The 14,878-nt window shown below is 42.5% G+C and carries 17 protein-coding genes; all 17 read right to left on the bottom strand.

The annotated features are described in order from the left end of the window. Nucleotides 1-67 precede the first annotated feature (67 nt). The gene (locus TICRE_RS11985; protein WP_075728407.1) at nucleotides 68-2,593 is read right to left on the bottom strand and encodes a phage tail spike protein; all 2,526 of its coding nucleotides are present in this window, start codon (nucleotides 2,591-2,593) and stop codon (nucleotides 68-70) included. Nucleotides 2,594-2,597: 4 nt separating this feature from the next. Beyond that, nucleotides 2,598-3,374, bottom strand: a complete 777-nt coding sequence (locus TICRE_RS11980) for a distal tail protein Dit (protein WP_075728405.1) — start codon at nucleotides 3,372-3,374, stop codon at nucleotides 2,598-2,600. A 12-nt stretch (nucleotides 3,375-3,386) separates the two neighbouring features. Continuing rightward, entirely contained in the window at nucleotides 3,387-5,993 is a 2,607-nt protein-coding gene (locus tag TICRE_RS11975) for a phage tail protein (RefSeq protein WP_075728403.1), read from the bottom strand. Between the two features lie 205 nt (nucleotides 5,994-6,198). Beyond that, nucleotides 6,199-6,582, bottom strand: coding sequence for a hypothetical protein (locus tag TICRE_RS11970; protein ID WP_075728401.1), 384 nt, complete (start codon nucleotides 6,580-6,582; stop codon nucleotides 6,199-6,201). A 13-nt stretch (nucleotides 6,583-6,595) separates the two neighbouring features. Further along, complete coding sequence (locus TICRE_RS11965; RefSeq protein ID WP_075728399.1) at nucleotides 6,596-7,180, bottom strand: major tail protein; 585 nt, start codon at nucleotides 7,178-7,180, stop codon at nucleotides 6,596-6,598. Between the two features lie 2 nt (nucleotides 7,181-7,182). Then, nucleotides 7,183-7,527 carry a hypothetical protein gene (locus TICRE_RS11960; protein ID WP_075728397.1) on the bottom strand — a complete coding sequence of 115 codons (345 nt, stop codon included), beginning with the start codon at nucleotides 7,525-7,527 and terminating at the stop codon, nucleotides 7,183-7,185. Next, nucleotides 7,524-7,955, bottom strand: a complete 432-nt coding sequence (locus TICRE_RS11955; protein WP_075728395.1) for an HK97-gp10 family putative phage morphogenesis protein — start codon at nucleotides 7,953-7,955, stop codon at nucleotides 7,524-7,526. Before TICRE_RS11955 ends, TICRE_RS11960 begins: the two co-directional genes overlap by 4 nt. Then, a complete protein-coding gene (locus TICRE_RS11950) occupies nucleotides 7,942-8,283 on the bottom strand; it encodes a head-tail adaptor protein (RefSeq protein WP_075728393.1) in 342 nt (113 codons plus the stop codon). The genes TICRE_RS11955 and TICRE_RS11950 overlap by 14 nt, the downstream gene beginning before the upstream one ends. Before the next feature lie 3 nt (nucleotides 8,284-8,286). Beyond that, a complete protein-coding gene (locus tag TICRE_RS11945; RefSeq protein ID WP_456300653.1) occupies nucleotides 8,287-8,625 on the bottom strand; it encodes a head-tail connector protein in 339 nt (112 codons plus the stop codon). Beyond that, nucleotides 8,618-8,842 carry a Head fiber protein gene (locus TICRE_RS11940; protein WP_075728391.1) on the bottom strand — a complete coding sequence of 75 codons (225 nt, stop codon included), beginning with the start codon at nucleotides 8,840-8,842 and terminating at the stop codon, nucleotides 8,618-8,620. The genes TICRE_RS11945 and TICRE_RS11940 overlap by 8 nt, the downstream gene beginning before the upstream one ends. 12 nt (nucleotides 8,843-8,854) lie before the next feature. Beyond that, nucleotides 8,855-10,051, bottom strand: coding sequence for a phage major capsid protein (locus tag TICRE_RS11935; protein WP_046391898.1), 1,197 nt, complete (start codon nucleotides 10,049-10,051; stop codon nucleotides 8,855-8,857). A gap of 16 nt (nucleotides 10,052-10,067) precedes the next feature. After that, nucleotides 10,068-10,799, bottom strand: coding sequence for a head maturation protease, ClpP-related (locus TICRE_RS11930; protein WP_233120210.1), 732 nt, complete (start codon nucleotides 10,797-10,799; stop codon nucleotides 10,068-10,070). Then, on the bottom strand, nucleotides 10,735-12,057 hold the full coding sequence (locus TICRE_RS11925; protein ID WP_075728389.1) for a phage portal protein: 1,323 nt from the start codon (nucleotides 12,055-12,057) through the stop codon (nucleotides 10,735-10,737). The genes TICRE_RS11930 and TICRE_RS11925 overlap by 65 nt, the downstream gene beginning before the upstream one ends. A gap of 14 nt (nucleotides 12,058-12,071) precedes the next feature. Next, the gene (locus TICRE_RS11920; protein WP_233120209.1) at nucleotides 12,072-13,682 is read right to left on the bottom strand and encodes a terminase TerL endonuclease subunit; all 1,611 of its coding nucleotides are present in this window, start codon (nucleotides 13,680-13,682) and stop codon (nucleotides 12,072-12,074) included. A gap of 100 nt (nucleotides 13,683-13,782) precedes the next feature. Then, on the bottom strand, nucleotides 13,783-13,962 hold the full coding sequence (locus TICRE_RS11915; protein ID WP_075728387.1) for a DUF5049 domain-containing protein: 180 nt from the start codon (nucleotides 13,960-13,962) through the stop codon (nucleotides 13,783-13,785). Then, entirely contained in the window at nucleotides 13,952-14,182 is a 231-nt protein-coding gene (locus tag TICRE_RS11910) for a DUF4314 domain-containing protein (protein WP_075728385.1), read from the bottom strand. The genes TICRE_RS11915 and TICRE_RS11910 overlap by 11 nt, the downstream gene beginning before the upstream one ends. Then, on the bottom strand, nucleotides 14,166-14,858 hold the full coding sequence (locus TICRE_RS11905) for a virulence protein (RefSeq protein ID WP_075728383.1): 693 nt from the start codon (nucleotides 14,856-14,858) through the stop codon (nucleotides 14,166-14,168). The genes TICRE_RS11910 and TICRE_RS11905 overlap by 17 nt, the downstream gene beginning before the upstream one ends. Between the last annotated feature and the right edge of the window lie 20 nt (nucleotides 14,859-14,878).

Below are 14,878 nucleotides of genomic sequence, written 5' to 3'. Positions count from 1 at the left end.
TAGAAGAGTAGCTTTCTGGGAGTATCTTTTCTGATGTTCTTGAAAAATAGGCCACCAATCCACCTCCTTAATACAAATCAATAAACCTTGCTTCTGTCGTTCCATCTTCATATTCAATAACCACTTCAATGCCAACCTGTGAATTGCTACTCAGCTTTTCAAGGTTTTCAGATGCGATTTGTGCCGAGAGCGTGTAGCTAGAGCGATTAGCCGGATAGATGGTCTGAGCCATACTCTTTGTCATATTTGCTATACCCATTGCCTTAAAGGATGTCGACCCACTTACACCGTTATCACCATCTACTTCAAAGCCTGAGTTAACCCAGTAAGCCATTCCATCATCAGCACGAGAATTTCGCAACAGATTAAAAGGCACCATTTCCCGGATATCATTATTTGTCACCATACTTGTGCCTTCAAGAGAATCTGCCACGTTATCCCACTGGCTTGCAGAACTACCCAGATTTTTAAGGGTAGTGGATAGTTCTAATACTGTATTCCATGGTTCTTGTAAGTTATATTCTCTTCGTATAACACGAGTTGTCACCGACAGTCCTAAATCTTTATCTTCTACATGAACATAATCGCCAAGCGACCATGCCTCATGCTCATAACCCGTTAACACCGATAAATCCATTGCCTTTAAAACATAAGAGATGTTTGGTTTTGAATACTGAGCAAGCCTCATCTCGGTATATTCTTTCATCTGATAGGGATTGGTAAAGGTAGAACAATCAAGCGTTGATATTCGAATATCAGACGAATAAGTATAGTCCTCCACATACGCCTTTCCTCCATTGATGTCTGCAAAGGTAAGACCATCGCTGCCAATGGCATAGAGCCTTGTTACAAGACTTCTGGTATCAACGACTCTTTTAATGCTCTTCATATTTTTCTTATAGGCGAACAATGCACCACTATCCGTACCATAGACCGTTAAGAGATGGACCAGTCTATTCGGGCAATCAAAGACAAGGTCTCCACCGTGTAAGTCAGCAACCCTGCGAAGGATGGAAAGTGCATTCTTTTCTGTACTCGTCCAGGTTCTTTTGGTTCGTACATTAACTGTGCCTACGCTCCATTCCGTTCCTTCTAAGGCATAAGCCATGGAGACTTCGGCAGTTTCTGCATCAAATTTATGCTCTTCTTTTCGCACTGAAAAAGTCAGGTCATAAAACTCTGCCTCAGCATACACTTCAGTCGCTAGATTTCCTTCGCTGTCTTTTGTATCCGTCAAAGTCCTTACTTTGTAGACGTCATCAACAATCTGAATTTTCTTTTCGCTATCAATAAATCCCCGCTTGGGATCACGGTAGGGGATCATAAAGGAGAGCGTATCCTCGCCATTGATTTCACTGGTTACCACAATGTTATAAGCATTTTCTAACACAGCCTCCCAAGCCCCATTTGAATCCAGTACGACCGGTCTTGAAAAACCAATCCTCTCATAAGGTGACTTTGGAATGTCATATAGCCTGATATCAATAATTCGAGGGGTCTTACTCGTATCTGTGGTAGTAAGTGTGACCTTAAAACGAATGTATGCCTTATTTGGAGATACAAGTTTTCCATCAAGTGCGATGGCTACCCAATCACTCCAATGAACTAGGTCATCGCTTGTTGAGGTTTCTATCGGCCCAACTGCAGTTACCCCAGAAATATATTCACTGGTAACGGAGACCCGACCTGTGCCAGATAGAGTGCACGTTGCCGGAGCAGTATATAGTGTTCCTACCGTTGGATAGACACCTTCTGTTTCCCTTAAGCTCACCACTCCCGGTACGCTAAGAGCATCAACAGCACCGCCCATATCACCACCGTTAGTCAAAAGAGACCCATTGAAATAATCAATCAAATCATCCACTGTAAGACTTGAATCCATATCAAAAAACCAGTCATCAAATCTTCCAGCATACCAATAGGCATCTGCATGCATGCCCATAATGATGTCGGCCGTGCAAGAAGGATTTAGTGTGCCTGTAAAGGAATAAGTCGGTGACACCCAGCTTGTTCCGCTCGTCTTATCTCCCAGTACAATCCATGCATTTTTATTGTTTGGTTCTATGACCGTGCAAATAAAATACACACCACCATTGATGAGTGAAAAAGGCGGTGTGGTTGTTTGGTCGAGTATGAGAGAACCACTAGCGTTATAAAGCATGATTCTAGGTCTGCCTGCAAAGAGCGACAGGTAAAAGATTGGCTGACCAGGACCATAGCGCGTATTTAATATGGGGCAATAGGTATTTCCCACCGAATAAGTAGTCGGTATCATCCAACCGCCAACAAGGATTCGCTCTCCCATCTCCGAAAAGAAAGTACCATCATTGGCCACTTTAAGGTAGGTTTTTTCTGTAGCGGGATTGTTGATGTTGATTCGGATCTGTCTCCCTTTTTGGCCGCTTTGAAGGCTTGCAGTTGTTCCTAGATAATTGACAAGCTCTATTTTTCTATCTAGCCCAGAAGAGTCTGCAAGATAGCCATATTCATCAACTGATACATCATTAAATCGCCACAGTCCAGATTTTGCATATTCGACTGGGAACTCTCCCGTAAAATCTGTCTGTTTATTTAATATTGTTTTTAGTGCCACTGGATCACCTCCATCTACTGCGAGCCTTTATTTCAAGTGCTGTAAACACAGCATTATTCGTTGTTATTGCTAGGGTATTCGTGCCCACATGAAGACTTGGAAAATCTATCTCCTCTAGGTAAGGCAAAGCGTTTCTTAAGATTATCCCGTTTTCGTCTTCCACATAAGCCGTCATCTTATCTGTATCAATGACAAGGGTTTCTTCTGCCAAAAGTACAGCATTCACTATTTTCATTTCCAAGCCATTGGTTGTAACAGAAATAGAATTGTTCACACCCGATGTGATGATTCCCTTCAAGCGATACATAGGATTGGAATCAACATTGCCGGTCAGTCTTGTAACCGTGTAGTCGCCTTCGCTTTCTATTAAATAATTTTCATCCGTAATGGCATAAGCAAATGGGTCAGGGCAGAAAAACTTCAAGTTAAAACTTCCTGAAAAACGAATGAGTCGTTCACAGTCCACTTTCTCATTCAGCCTTGCCATGAAATACCTGTCGGGCACATCATCAAAAACAAGTTCTTTTAACCCTTGCATGGGATCAAGCCATGTTGAAAGTTCATCAAGCGTACTCACCAGAGCAGAAAAGCTATGCTTGGGATAGATATTGCAAGCTACATTGATTTCTCGGTAATCAAAATCAGCTCCAAAGTCTGTCACCCCATACTTTCCAGGTACGTTGGTGGTGAAATTTCGCATTCCTCCACAGACCTGCCAGGAAGTGAGCCTGGCTTTTAGCCCCATGCTTTTTGAAGAAATATCGTCATATGAAAAACCCATCGGCACACCTCCTTATGTTGTAGAAAACCGACCCTGAGCACGAGATCCTGTCTGAATTAAGTTATAAAGTTCCTGAGATACCCTTCTGATATCATCTTCACTTCGTACAATCATCTGCTGTACAGTAACTAGCGACCCACTGACACCACCTAGGGAAGAGGTCGCTGCATTTGAAATCACGCCGCCTACAGAAGTATCCACTGAAAAGTCTGTAGGCAAGGATGTACTCATATCACTGGCAAGACTGGTCATCACATCGTTGATATCCTCGCTCATCATTTCAGCTGCTTTTACAGCCTCATCACCGTTATCTTGGATAGAACCTGCAAGACCTTTCACAAGCATCTCGCCGACCCAACCCATCTGTTTCGAGGGTGATTTGATACCGAAGAAATCCTTGATACCCGTCCAAATGCCACTAATCCAACCACTCACTTTATTCCATAACCAAGAAGCAAGGGATTGAATACCCTGCCATAACCCTTTTACAATGTTGCCACCCACCGTCACGATGGAACCCATGGAGTTTGTAAATGCTCTGACGATGCCGCCAATAATCTGGGGCACTGCTTTTACGATCTCTACCACAATGGTTGGTAAATTCTGAATGAGTGCTACAAATAGCTGAACCCCTGCCATAATGATCTTGTCGATGTTTCCAATTAATGCATTTACAATACTTGAAATGATTTGAGGGATTGCCACCACAATGGTGGTAATAATGGTCGGTAGATTTTGAATCAGTGCAACAAGTAAGTCGACACCCGCTTGTATGAGTTGTGGAATCGAACTTAAAATCCCATTTAATATTCCATCAATTATCTGTGGAATCGCCTCTACAATAGCCGTAATAATTTCAGGCAAGGCTGTAACCAGCGATGTTAATAGCTGAATACCTGCATCTATAATCTGAGGAATTGCGCTTATAATAAAATCAACGATTGCCAAAATAATCGTAGGGAGAGCCTCAATTAGTTGCGGGATCGCCTCGAGTAGCCCCTGAGCCAAACCAAGTATTAACTGCAGTGCTGCATCGAGAAGCATGGGTAAATTATCCACCAAACCTTGCACAATCGTAGTAATTGCATTAACTGCCGCAGGAATCAGTTCTGGGAGAGCCTGCCCAAGACCGTCCACTAAAGCTGCTATTAACTGAACGGCTGCATCCACTAGCAGTGGTAGGTTTTCAATCAAGGCATTGACAATTGTGAGAATGGAATCAACCGCTACCGGTATCAGGGTAGGGAGTAGGCTCAACAGTGCATTAAGTACCTGAGTAAATAAATCTGTCACCGTAGCAAGGAGTGTCGGTAACAAATCCGAAATCGCATCCAATAATGCTTCAATTGCTATGGGCAGGGCCTTTACGATATTTTCAATCACTGGGGTAATGTTTTTTACCACCGACTGAAAAGCATCCACCATGTTATTACTGAGTTGTTCCATATCCGCATCGGCATTTCCAAAACCAACTAAAAGATTTTGGAATGCAGATTGGAATGCGTTCAACGATCCAGAAATAGTTTCTTCTGCCTCAAGAGCAGTCGTACCAGCAATACCCATGCTTTCTTGAATGACATGGATGGCAGAAACTACATCGGCATAAGAAGAAACATCATACTCAATGCCAGAGATAGCCTCGGCATCGGCAAGGAGCCGCTCCATTTCACTTTTTGTACCACCATAGCCTAGTTTAAGGTTATCTAGCATGGTGTAATTTTGCTTGGCAAAACCCTGATAGGCATTTTGAATGGACTCCATGTCTGTACCCATTTTATTGGCATTGTCAGACATATCGGTGATCGCCATATCCGCATATTTAACGGCTTTTTCTGTATCTCCTCCAAGAGAAGAAATAAGGCTTGCAGAAAAAGAAGTCACGGTTTCCATGTAGTCATTGGCAGAAAGACCTGCCGTCTTATAGGCATTCGATGCATAGTCTTGTAACTGCTGAGAGTTTTCTTTAAAAAGTGTATCTACACCACCGACTAATTGTTCGTAATCAGCATAGGCAGAAATGACTTCTTTACCAAGTTTGACAGCCGCCGCACCTGCTGCAACAGCAACTGCTCCCATGGCAATGCCGATAGATTTTAAAGTTGTACCTAAGCCTTTAAACTTAGATTCAGACTTTTCAGCGGAGTCAGCCGCCTCATCAATCTCTTTTCCCATATCATCTGCACTGTCGGTGACATCGTTCATTTCACGGTTCACGTCATCGAGAGCATCTTCGGCATCATCATAATTGGAGTTAGCTTCTTCAAGAGCAGCATTATTGCTACTTAACTCTCGCTCCATATTGTTGAGTGCCGCCTCAGCATTGTTCAATTGAATCTGCCAGTTTTGTGTCCTTCTATCGGTTTCTCCAAAGGAGGTAGCTGCATTTTCTAGAGCCGACCTCAAGGTATCAATTTTGCTCTTTTGGGTTTCAATCTCTTTGTTGAGAACTGAATTCCTGGCGGAAAGAGCCTGGACAGACTTATCGTTTTTATCAAATTCTGAAGCTACCAGTTTCATTTCAGAGCCAAGTACTTTAAAGGAGCGATTGATATCTGTTAACGCCTTCTTAAATTCTTTCTCGCCTTCAAGACCAATCTTCAAACCAAAATTATCTGCCATGCTTTCCACCTCCTTTGTCAGATTCCATCAGGGATAATGTCATCAATAAATATCTCTCTTTTTGGTTTTGCCAGCCCCTGATACTGTTTGTGACACTCCCACAAGTCTAGTAGCAAACCAAACGGCATCAGCCAAAATTCATCCATGGTCAGATATAATACGCTGATGCCGTAATATAAAAGCCTCGTAAATAACTCTTCGTCACTTACGGGGCTACTGCGTTTTTTTGGCTTTCCTCACTGAGTACATTTCTTTTTGCACCTCTATAAAGAGCATTCATGATTGCTTCTTTGTACTCTGCTAAATCAATAGGTGTTGTGAGAATTTCCACTTCATCTTCTGTCAGTAATTCCTTAGGTACATCCTTATGCTTGATGTTATGAACAAGGATACTTTGATTGGCCAGTAAGGTAATCAGCCACACAATCTCTGAAAGTGCCATCTCGACATTCTCAGACTTCATTAGCTTATCGCCTAAGTTTTCAAGACCACCATATCGTCCTGCAATTTCCTTTGTTGCCTTTGTAGTAAGTAGTAGCACATATTCATCGCCACCAATACTAATGCTTGCTGTTCGTTCGTTATCCATGAATTATCCCTCCTTATACTGTGTAATCCGGTTCATAGACTTCTGCATACCAACTGCTGATAACCGATGCCGGTACATCCTTATCGCCTTCGGTCACTTCCGCTTTCCACGGATGTTTACCGCTTGTATCCGGCTTGTTTCTTCGGAGAACCGTACCTTCAATTGTTGGTGTTGAGAAAGTGATGCTGTCACCTTTTGTTGCTAGGTTTGTCGCAGGAATACCGAATTTCACTCGATAGAGCCAGTAGTATTTATACTTGCCATTGGATTTCTTTGCTCTAAAACCAACGGCTACAGGATCTCCGCCATCTTCACTGTTAGAAACCATAACGTTGTTCTTATCAACCGTGACTCCGGTTAAGGCGGCTGCAGTACTCGAGCCAATATCATCCACTCCAAGAGAGATAGTGCCATTTTTAAATTCTTTGACGATTTCTGCCGCACCATCATCTGCATAGAGGGTTGCCTCTGCCAGTTCAACAGATAGCTCTGCTGAGATTGCTTTTGCCATCTGAGTGGGTGTGCCATAGATTTCTTCGCCATTTTCATCATCTGTGATGGTCGCATAATAAAGTTTATCCAGACCAATTGTTGCCATTTTTAATTACCTCCTATTTCATAATGTTTGGCTACATCCACGTTGTAGTGGTAATAGCCCGTATCATCTTCAAAGCCGATGTAGCTCCGTGCGGTTATGGTGAAACTGGAAGCCAACAATAACTGCACCACTTGATTTTTTATCGCTGTATAACTGCCTTTGCTATAAATTGAAATCCGTGCCTCTTGAACATCGATGCATGGTAGATTATCCGAATGAAGGTCAAAGCTATCGCTCATCGGAACAATCACCATGTACTTTGACGGCGCAGCATCCGAGAACACGCCTGTTTCTATTGGAACATCCAGTGATTCTAAAGCGACTTGTAAGTCTGCTAGAATGCTCATATCTTTTTGACCTCCTCTTCAAAAGTGCTTTTCATTACTGAGATACACTCAGACTTTGATGCACTTTTAGCTGGTTTCAAAAAAGGTTTTGCAGGTTGACCGTGTTTGCCATACTCAAGGATGTTTGCTATTTTTGCGTTACTCTCACCATCAGGCCTTGGTTCAGAAAATCCAATTTTTATATTGTGGTTTCCGTTCCTATCTAGCCTGACTGAAGTGACACCGAGTGCCTTTTCTAATTCACCCGTTGATCGTGATTCATGCTTTGTACCTTTACCAACCACTGCAGATAGATTGCTTTTTGTTCTCTTAAAAATAACTTCACCGCCTGCTTTTAGTATTTTTTCTGCAACAGGATCAAAGTCAGAGTCAAGCTTTGAAACCTTAAGCAGAAATTCATCGGGCATCTTAATATCAACTTTTGCCAACGCTACTCACCACCTTTTTTGCCAGGACTTCTGTATACATACCTCGACCTTTTACGTTCTCCACCGATGTAATATCAAAAAGTTCTCCTTCGCACTCAATAAAATGTTCTGTAGTTACCACCACTCCAGGAATAGCACGAAATCTAAAGAGATCCGTAGCTTCAGAAAAAGCAGCGAGATTTGCCCATTTCTCACTGCCATGACGTCCTTCTCGATAAACTCGAACTGAGGCAAGTATGGTCTGTGATGTAGTGGCAAATCCCTCACTATCTTTCGTTGTTGTAATTGTTTTAATATCAGCAAATTTATTCATATTCCCAAAGCTCATAGCCTACACCTTCCAGTCCCGGTCAAGTCGCAAAAGAAGATTGACCGTATTCCAAACTTGCTGTCCAGCTCCCACATTGTCAGCAAAAAATCCACCGGTACTGCCATCTCGACTTTCATAAAAATGAGAAGAGAGCATAATAATGGCTTGCTCTGTAGTCGGTGGCATAGGATTGTCGCTATAGAAATTTTCTGGTACATGCTGATAACTTTCGGCATAACTGACAGCAGCGGTGATGAACATCTCTAATAGTTCGTCATCAGCGTCATGCTCTAAAATCAAGTTTGCTTTTACCTTTTGAATCAGTGTCATACCGCCACCATCCTTTCTCTTTTTAATCATCTTCCATGAGTCCTGCTGTTTGAAGCTTTAGAAGCAAGGCATTAAAATCAGCAACTAAACTCGTAATATCTTCTGCCACACTAGGTGCTTGGTTTTCTGTAGGAGTAAAAGAAGAAGGGAGACCGGTTACGGTTGCTCCCTCCTTAATCTCTAATGTTCCTGCGATGACGGTTTTATCTCCGCCTTGTTCGGTGTAGTTTTTTGTGTTGTAATCCATATCGCACCTCCGTTAGGCTTTCTGCTGAAGAACCTTGATTGCTTCAGGTAGTACTAACTTGCCATCCACACGTTCTTTAGCTACAAAACCGACCATGCCATTACCTGCAAACAGCTCACGAAGTTCTGCAAAGGAACGAGAACCACGATCTCCAATGTTGTAATAAGACAAATCGCCAAAGATAATGGTCTTAGCACCTGCCTCAATGGTAGGCATATAAGCAGATGTATAAACAGGATAGCCAAGCAATTTATCTGGTTCACCTGCAACAAGAGCTGCTTGCCACATATAGGCACCGTTACCGTCCTTTAGTTTTCTAAGGGCTGCAATGGTCTGGTCATTTAAAATGAACACGGCATTTTTACGGTAAGGACGCTTCAGTGAATACACCAGGTTAATCACTTCGTCAGCAGTAATCGCCGTTGCAGATGCTGTGGTCACTCCTACTTCAGCTCCACCACTTGCAGCTAGAATACCCAGTGGTTTCCCTGTACCATTACCATTAATAAAGGCATCTTCTTCGGCATTGGCCAGAGCCTTATAAAACTCCTCAATGATGTAGTTCTCCAGTTGGAAGGCATTGTCATAGAGCAGTTCCTCGGTCACCTTTACAGCTACGTGAAGTTTGTGAGCATCCAGATTAATTTGAGAGAAGGTTGCATCACTAAAGGTCAGTGCCTCGCCCTCATCAATCCATGCAGCTGCAGGTTTTGTAGCTGCAATATTGATTTTTCGCTCACCTGATGTGGTAATTCTGTGACCCAGCTTACGAATGATATTCTCTTCTTCCAGACCATCAATCAATCTGCTGTCGTATTCTTCGGGTACGAGATAGCCACCATCTGCGTCTACCCCTTCTTGTAGGACATTGGATACATTACGGAAGTTTGAGCGAAGGGCTGAAAGCATGGCAGTCTTATAAGAATCAGCTGCTCGGCCAGTTTTAATTTCACTGTTATCCAGTCGACCATTCATCGGTTTCTCAATGATTGGTTTGCTGACAGGCTTTTCAAGTTCCGCCTCAATCTCCTCACGTCTTTCCATACGATGGATTTCATTTGTGAGTTCAGTGATCTCATCTTCCATGGTTTTGTAGGTTTTATCATCTTCTGCGGATAATGTGCCATTCTTGGTTTTATGAGTGTCCAAGAACCCATCCATCGTTTCAATAAGCTTTTTGCGTTTATTACGCATTTCTGTAATCGTCATAGTAAAATTCCTCCATTTACATATATTTTTTGATAATCAAAAGACGCTCCTTGAGTTCATCAATTGAGCGCCCTTGGGGTTTGGCAGATTCCTCCGCCTGAATTGGTTTATTCTTTTCTGCCATTTTGTTAAGTAGGTTAGTTGCCACTGCTTTTCTAGAAAACGCATAGGCAGAAAAAGTGGGTTCGGATTGTTTCTCATCCTTTAGCACATCGTCTGCAAAGCCAAGTTCTATGGCTTTGTTGGCATTCATCCAGGTTTCAGCATCCATCAGATGAGATAGTTTGATGCGAGATATTCCAGTCTTAATCTCATAGGCATTGATAATGCTTTCTTTCACCTCATCTAACATCTCAATCGCTCGTTTCATGTCTTCATGATCACCCATCGTGATGGTTGCTGGGTTATGAATCATCATGAGTGCTGTCGGAGCCATTAGTACCTTTGTTCCTGCCATGGCAATGACAGAGGCGGCAGATGCTGCAATCCCATCAATCTTGACAGTTACCTCATCTGGGTAATCCATCAACATGGTATAAATCTGACTTGCGGCAATGCAATCTCCACCCGGTGAGTTAATCCATAAGGTGATGGGTCCTTTTTCGCTAAAGAGTTCATTTCTAAACATCTGTGGGGTCACATCATCATCAAACCAGCTTTCTTCAGCGATTGTTCCATAAAGCTCAAGAACTCGTTCTTCTTGTTCGCTTGCTTGGTTCTTCCATCGCCAAAACATCTTGTTCTTCATCCAAGTCTTCCTCCTTTCCATCCTCGTTTGTATTTGCGAATGCACCTGCCTTTGTAAGAGGGAGCATATTGCCGTTGACAAGGTACATGTCACCGCCATCCTCTGAAGGGATACGGTCTAGGTTTTCAAGTTCTCTAATATCATTTGCACTCATCCAACCGTTCTGCCTTGCTGTGGCATATCCGCTCATACGACTGACATAATCCCCTCTCAGTAGGCCTTCTACATTGAATCTAAAGAAGTATTTTTTCTTTTCCTCCGATGTAAAAAGGGTGCGGGCTAGGGTTTGCTCCCAACGCACTACCCACGGGTCTAAGGTGTATTTCACAAACTCAAGAGATTGTTGCTCAATATTAGAAAAGCTAGACTTTTCAAGGTCGCCTACCATGTGAGGAGGGACTCTGAAAATCCGAGCAATTTCATTGATTTGAAACTTCCTTGTTTCAAGGAATTGTGCTTGTTCTGGTGAAATGGAAATCGGTGTATATTTCATTCCTTCTTCCAGCACGGCTATTTTATTGGAATTGGCACTGCCACCAAATTGTGACTGCCAAGCCTCTCTTACTTTCCCAGGTTCTTTAATCGTTCCTGGATGTTCAAGCACACCACTTGGAGCAGCACCGTTAGCAAAGAACTTAGCTCCATATTCCTCCGTTGCAATAGCTAGACCAATCGCATTTTTAGCCATTGCTATGGGAGAGTAGCCAACTAATCCATCAAACCCGAGTCCAGGAATATGAAGCACGTCTGAGGTGCTAAGTTTTACCGTCATGCCCTTCGTACTGTTCACATCATCTGCACCTCTGGTGTATAAGTAATAGAGCTGCCCACTCTCATCTCGATGGACTGACATCCTATTTGGCATCAAGGGGTAGAGTCCTACAACTTCACCTTTTCCATTACGAATAATCTGTGCGTAACAGTTCCCCCATAATAAAAGATGAGTCATCATTGTTTCTCGAAACACAAAGGAACTCATCTCGGGATTTGGTTCATCATGCAAAAGTTTATATAGGGAATGGTCAATTGCTTTTTCCTTGCCACCATCTTCTGTATAACGATAAAGGTGCAGAGGAAGCCCTGCTACTGCTTCAGCTAATATTCGAACACAAGAGTATACGGCCGTCATTTGAAGTGCCGACCGTTCGGTCACTGTTTTACCTGCTGTGGTTGATCCCATTAAAAATGTATAGTTGGAACTCACAGCTCTGTCAGTAGGCTTATCTCTTGCCTTAAAAATGGATGATAAAAATCCCAAAATTAATCACCTCCTCATATAAAGAGAATGCCTCGGTTGTCATAAACCGAAGCACTCGTATCATTGCCACAACGAATCGCTCGATCAAGAGCCATAATCGTTGCCACTGCACCATCAATTTTTTCTGATGATTTTTCCTTGTCTGGCTTGATGTTTCCTGCCGGGTCCGTTCGAACAAAAATGTTATCCATCATCCAACGAAGTACTGGATGCCCACCATGAGCAACCTTTTCCTCTAGCGTTAGTTTCATCAGTTCCTTAGTCGGTGGACTCATATCCTTAAATCCCTGACCAAAGGGGACTACGGTAAAACCCATGCCTTCTAGGTTTTGAACCATTTGTACGGCTCCCCAACGGTCAAAGGCAATTTCACGAATATTGTACTTTTCGCCAAGTTCTTCAATAAACTTCTCAATAAAACCGTAATGGACCACATTGCCTTCCGTTGTTTTAAGCTGTCCTTGCTTTTCCCAGACATCATAGGGAACATGGTCACGGTTGACCCTGGCACTTAGAGTTTCTTCTGGCAGCCAAAAGTAGGGAAGAATGATGTATTTATCATCCTCATCTAGGGGAGGAAACACCAATACAAAGGCAGTAATATCAATGGAGCTAGAAAGGTCTAGTCCGCCATAGCATACCCTTCCAAGTAAATCCTCTTCATTTACAGCAAAGGCGCATTTATCCCATTTATCCATTGGCATCCAGCGAACCGCTTGTTTGACCCACTGATTAAGCCTTAGCTGTCTAAAGGCATTCTCTTCTGCAGGGTTTTGCTTGGCTGATTCACAGGCGGCTTTTACCTTATCAATCCCCACTGTTATGCCAAGGCTTGGATTCGCTTTTTTCCACACCTTCGGATCTGTCCAATCATCTAACTCATCTGCTCCATAAATAACCGGATAAAAAGTAGAATCAATCTTTCTTTTCTCCATGAGGTCTTTGGCTTTCTGATGAGTTTCATAGCAGATTGATTTTGTTTCAGATCCTGCCGTGGTGATCAGAAAATAAAGAGGCTGCGTTCTGGCATCACCAGAACCTTTGGTCATGACATCAAAGAGTTTTCTATTGGGCTGCGTATGCAACTCATCAAAAACAACACCATGAATATTAAAACCATGCTTTGAATAAGCCTCTGCTGAAAGCACTTGATAAAAACTATTAGTCGGTTGAAAAACGATTCGTTTTGTTGCCGATAAGATTTTGACTCGTTTACTTAGAGCCGGACTCATACGTACCATATCAGCAGCCACCTCAAAAACAATGGATGCCTGTTGCCTGTCTGCAGCGCATCCATAAACCTCGGCTCTTTCTTCGCCATCACCACAAGTAAGCAGTAATGCGACAGCTGCCGCTAATTCAGATTTCCCCATTTTCTTAGGAATCTCAATATAGGCTGTATTAAATTGCCTGTAGCCATCTGGTTTCAGTGTTCCAAAGAGATCTCTGATAATCTGCTCTTGCCAATCAATCAGTTCAAATGGCTTTCCAGACCACTTCCCCTTGGTGTGACTTAAGCATTCAATAAAGTTGACCGCATAATCTGCAGCATCTTTATCGTAGATAGAGTCCTTTGCCATAAAAGGAGTCGGTTTATATTTTTTGAGCTTTCTAATTGCGGTCACCTCCCTTCAAAATGAGCATAAAAAATACAGCCTTAAGCTGTATGACGAGAGAAAGAGCGTCTGCACGCTCAAACCCCTATACTATTGAATTATTTATGATTTAATCTTCATCACCGTTTAAAATGAACTTCACATACTTGGTTTTTTCTTCTTCAAGAAAAATGACCAGCTCATAAAATTCCATCTCATCTGCGATTCTTTGGACTGCGTTCACATCAAACATATTGGTAAGGCCTGTATCTCGAATGGAAAGAATCTGCTCTTTTATCTTATCTGTCATCGTCAATCCTCCTGCAAAGGTCTTCTCCATAAACAACGGATAAACTAGACCCCGTGTCCCAAGACACCATGATTGAACCAATATCATCTACGCCTATTACTGTTCCTTTTGTTCCAATAACTGGTGCTTGAATATCATCCATCCTTAAAAGTTCTACACGGCATCCAACAGGATACTTTTCACGAAGATGATGTAGTCTTTCCTTACTGATTATCATCATTTTTAGCTCCTCCTTTAAATGCCGATGAACCTGTTAGGTTTCTAAGCAGTATTTTTCGTTCTTCCTTATATTCTTTTCCGATAAAGCCAAGGCGCAGTAAAAAGCATCGAAATGCATATTTCTCATTCGGAGTTTCCTTTTCTTTTGCCATGATGCGTTTTTGAATCCTTGCCATCTCACAAAGAGCTGAAATAAAGTGGGTATACGCTTGTACCTCTTCTGGTGAAGGCATTTCTTCAAACCAAGGAAATGAGACTTCCTCTTCTGAAATCTTAATCGGTAAATCGTCTAGCCGCAAAGCATGACGAATCAGTTCGCCTTTTACCTGAATGATTGCTTTTACGTTTTCTAATGCTGTATCAGTAAAGCTATTTCTTGGCATGGAGATACAAAGACCAAACGTTCCGCTGTCCGCCGTTTGTGCGGCCTCTGTGCCCTTAGTTTCTTCCATTGGGGTAAAGCCCTCACTTAATAAATGCTCGGCAACACTTTCGATTTCTTCGCTATCTGCCTTGCCACCTTGTTCAAGTGTTCCATTCTTGTCGATGATAAAATCCCCCACCTCATAAGCCATGCTAGGCATTCCTAGATACTTTGCTTTCACACCTGTAATTTTGCTCAGTGTTGTAACTAGCCTTTTTCGGTCTGCTCCTGTTACGTTATATTTAATGACCATGTACAAAACCTCCTTTGTTT

Source organism: Tissierella creatinophila DSM 6911, assembly GCF_001940565.1.
GTDB classification, from domain to species: domain Bacteria; phylum Bacillota; class Clostridia; order Tissierellales; family Tissierellaceae; genus Tissierella_A; species Tissierella_A creatinophila.
Note: the sequence above shows the minus strand (reverse complement) of the source record. Positions and strands in the feature narration are given on the sequence as shown.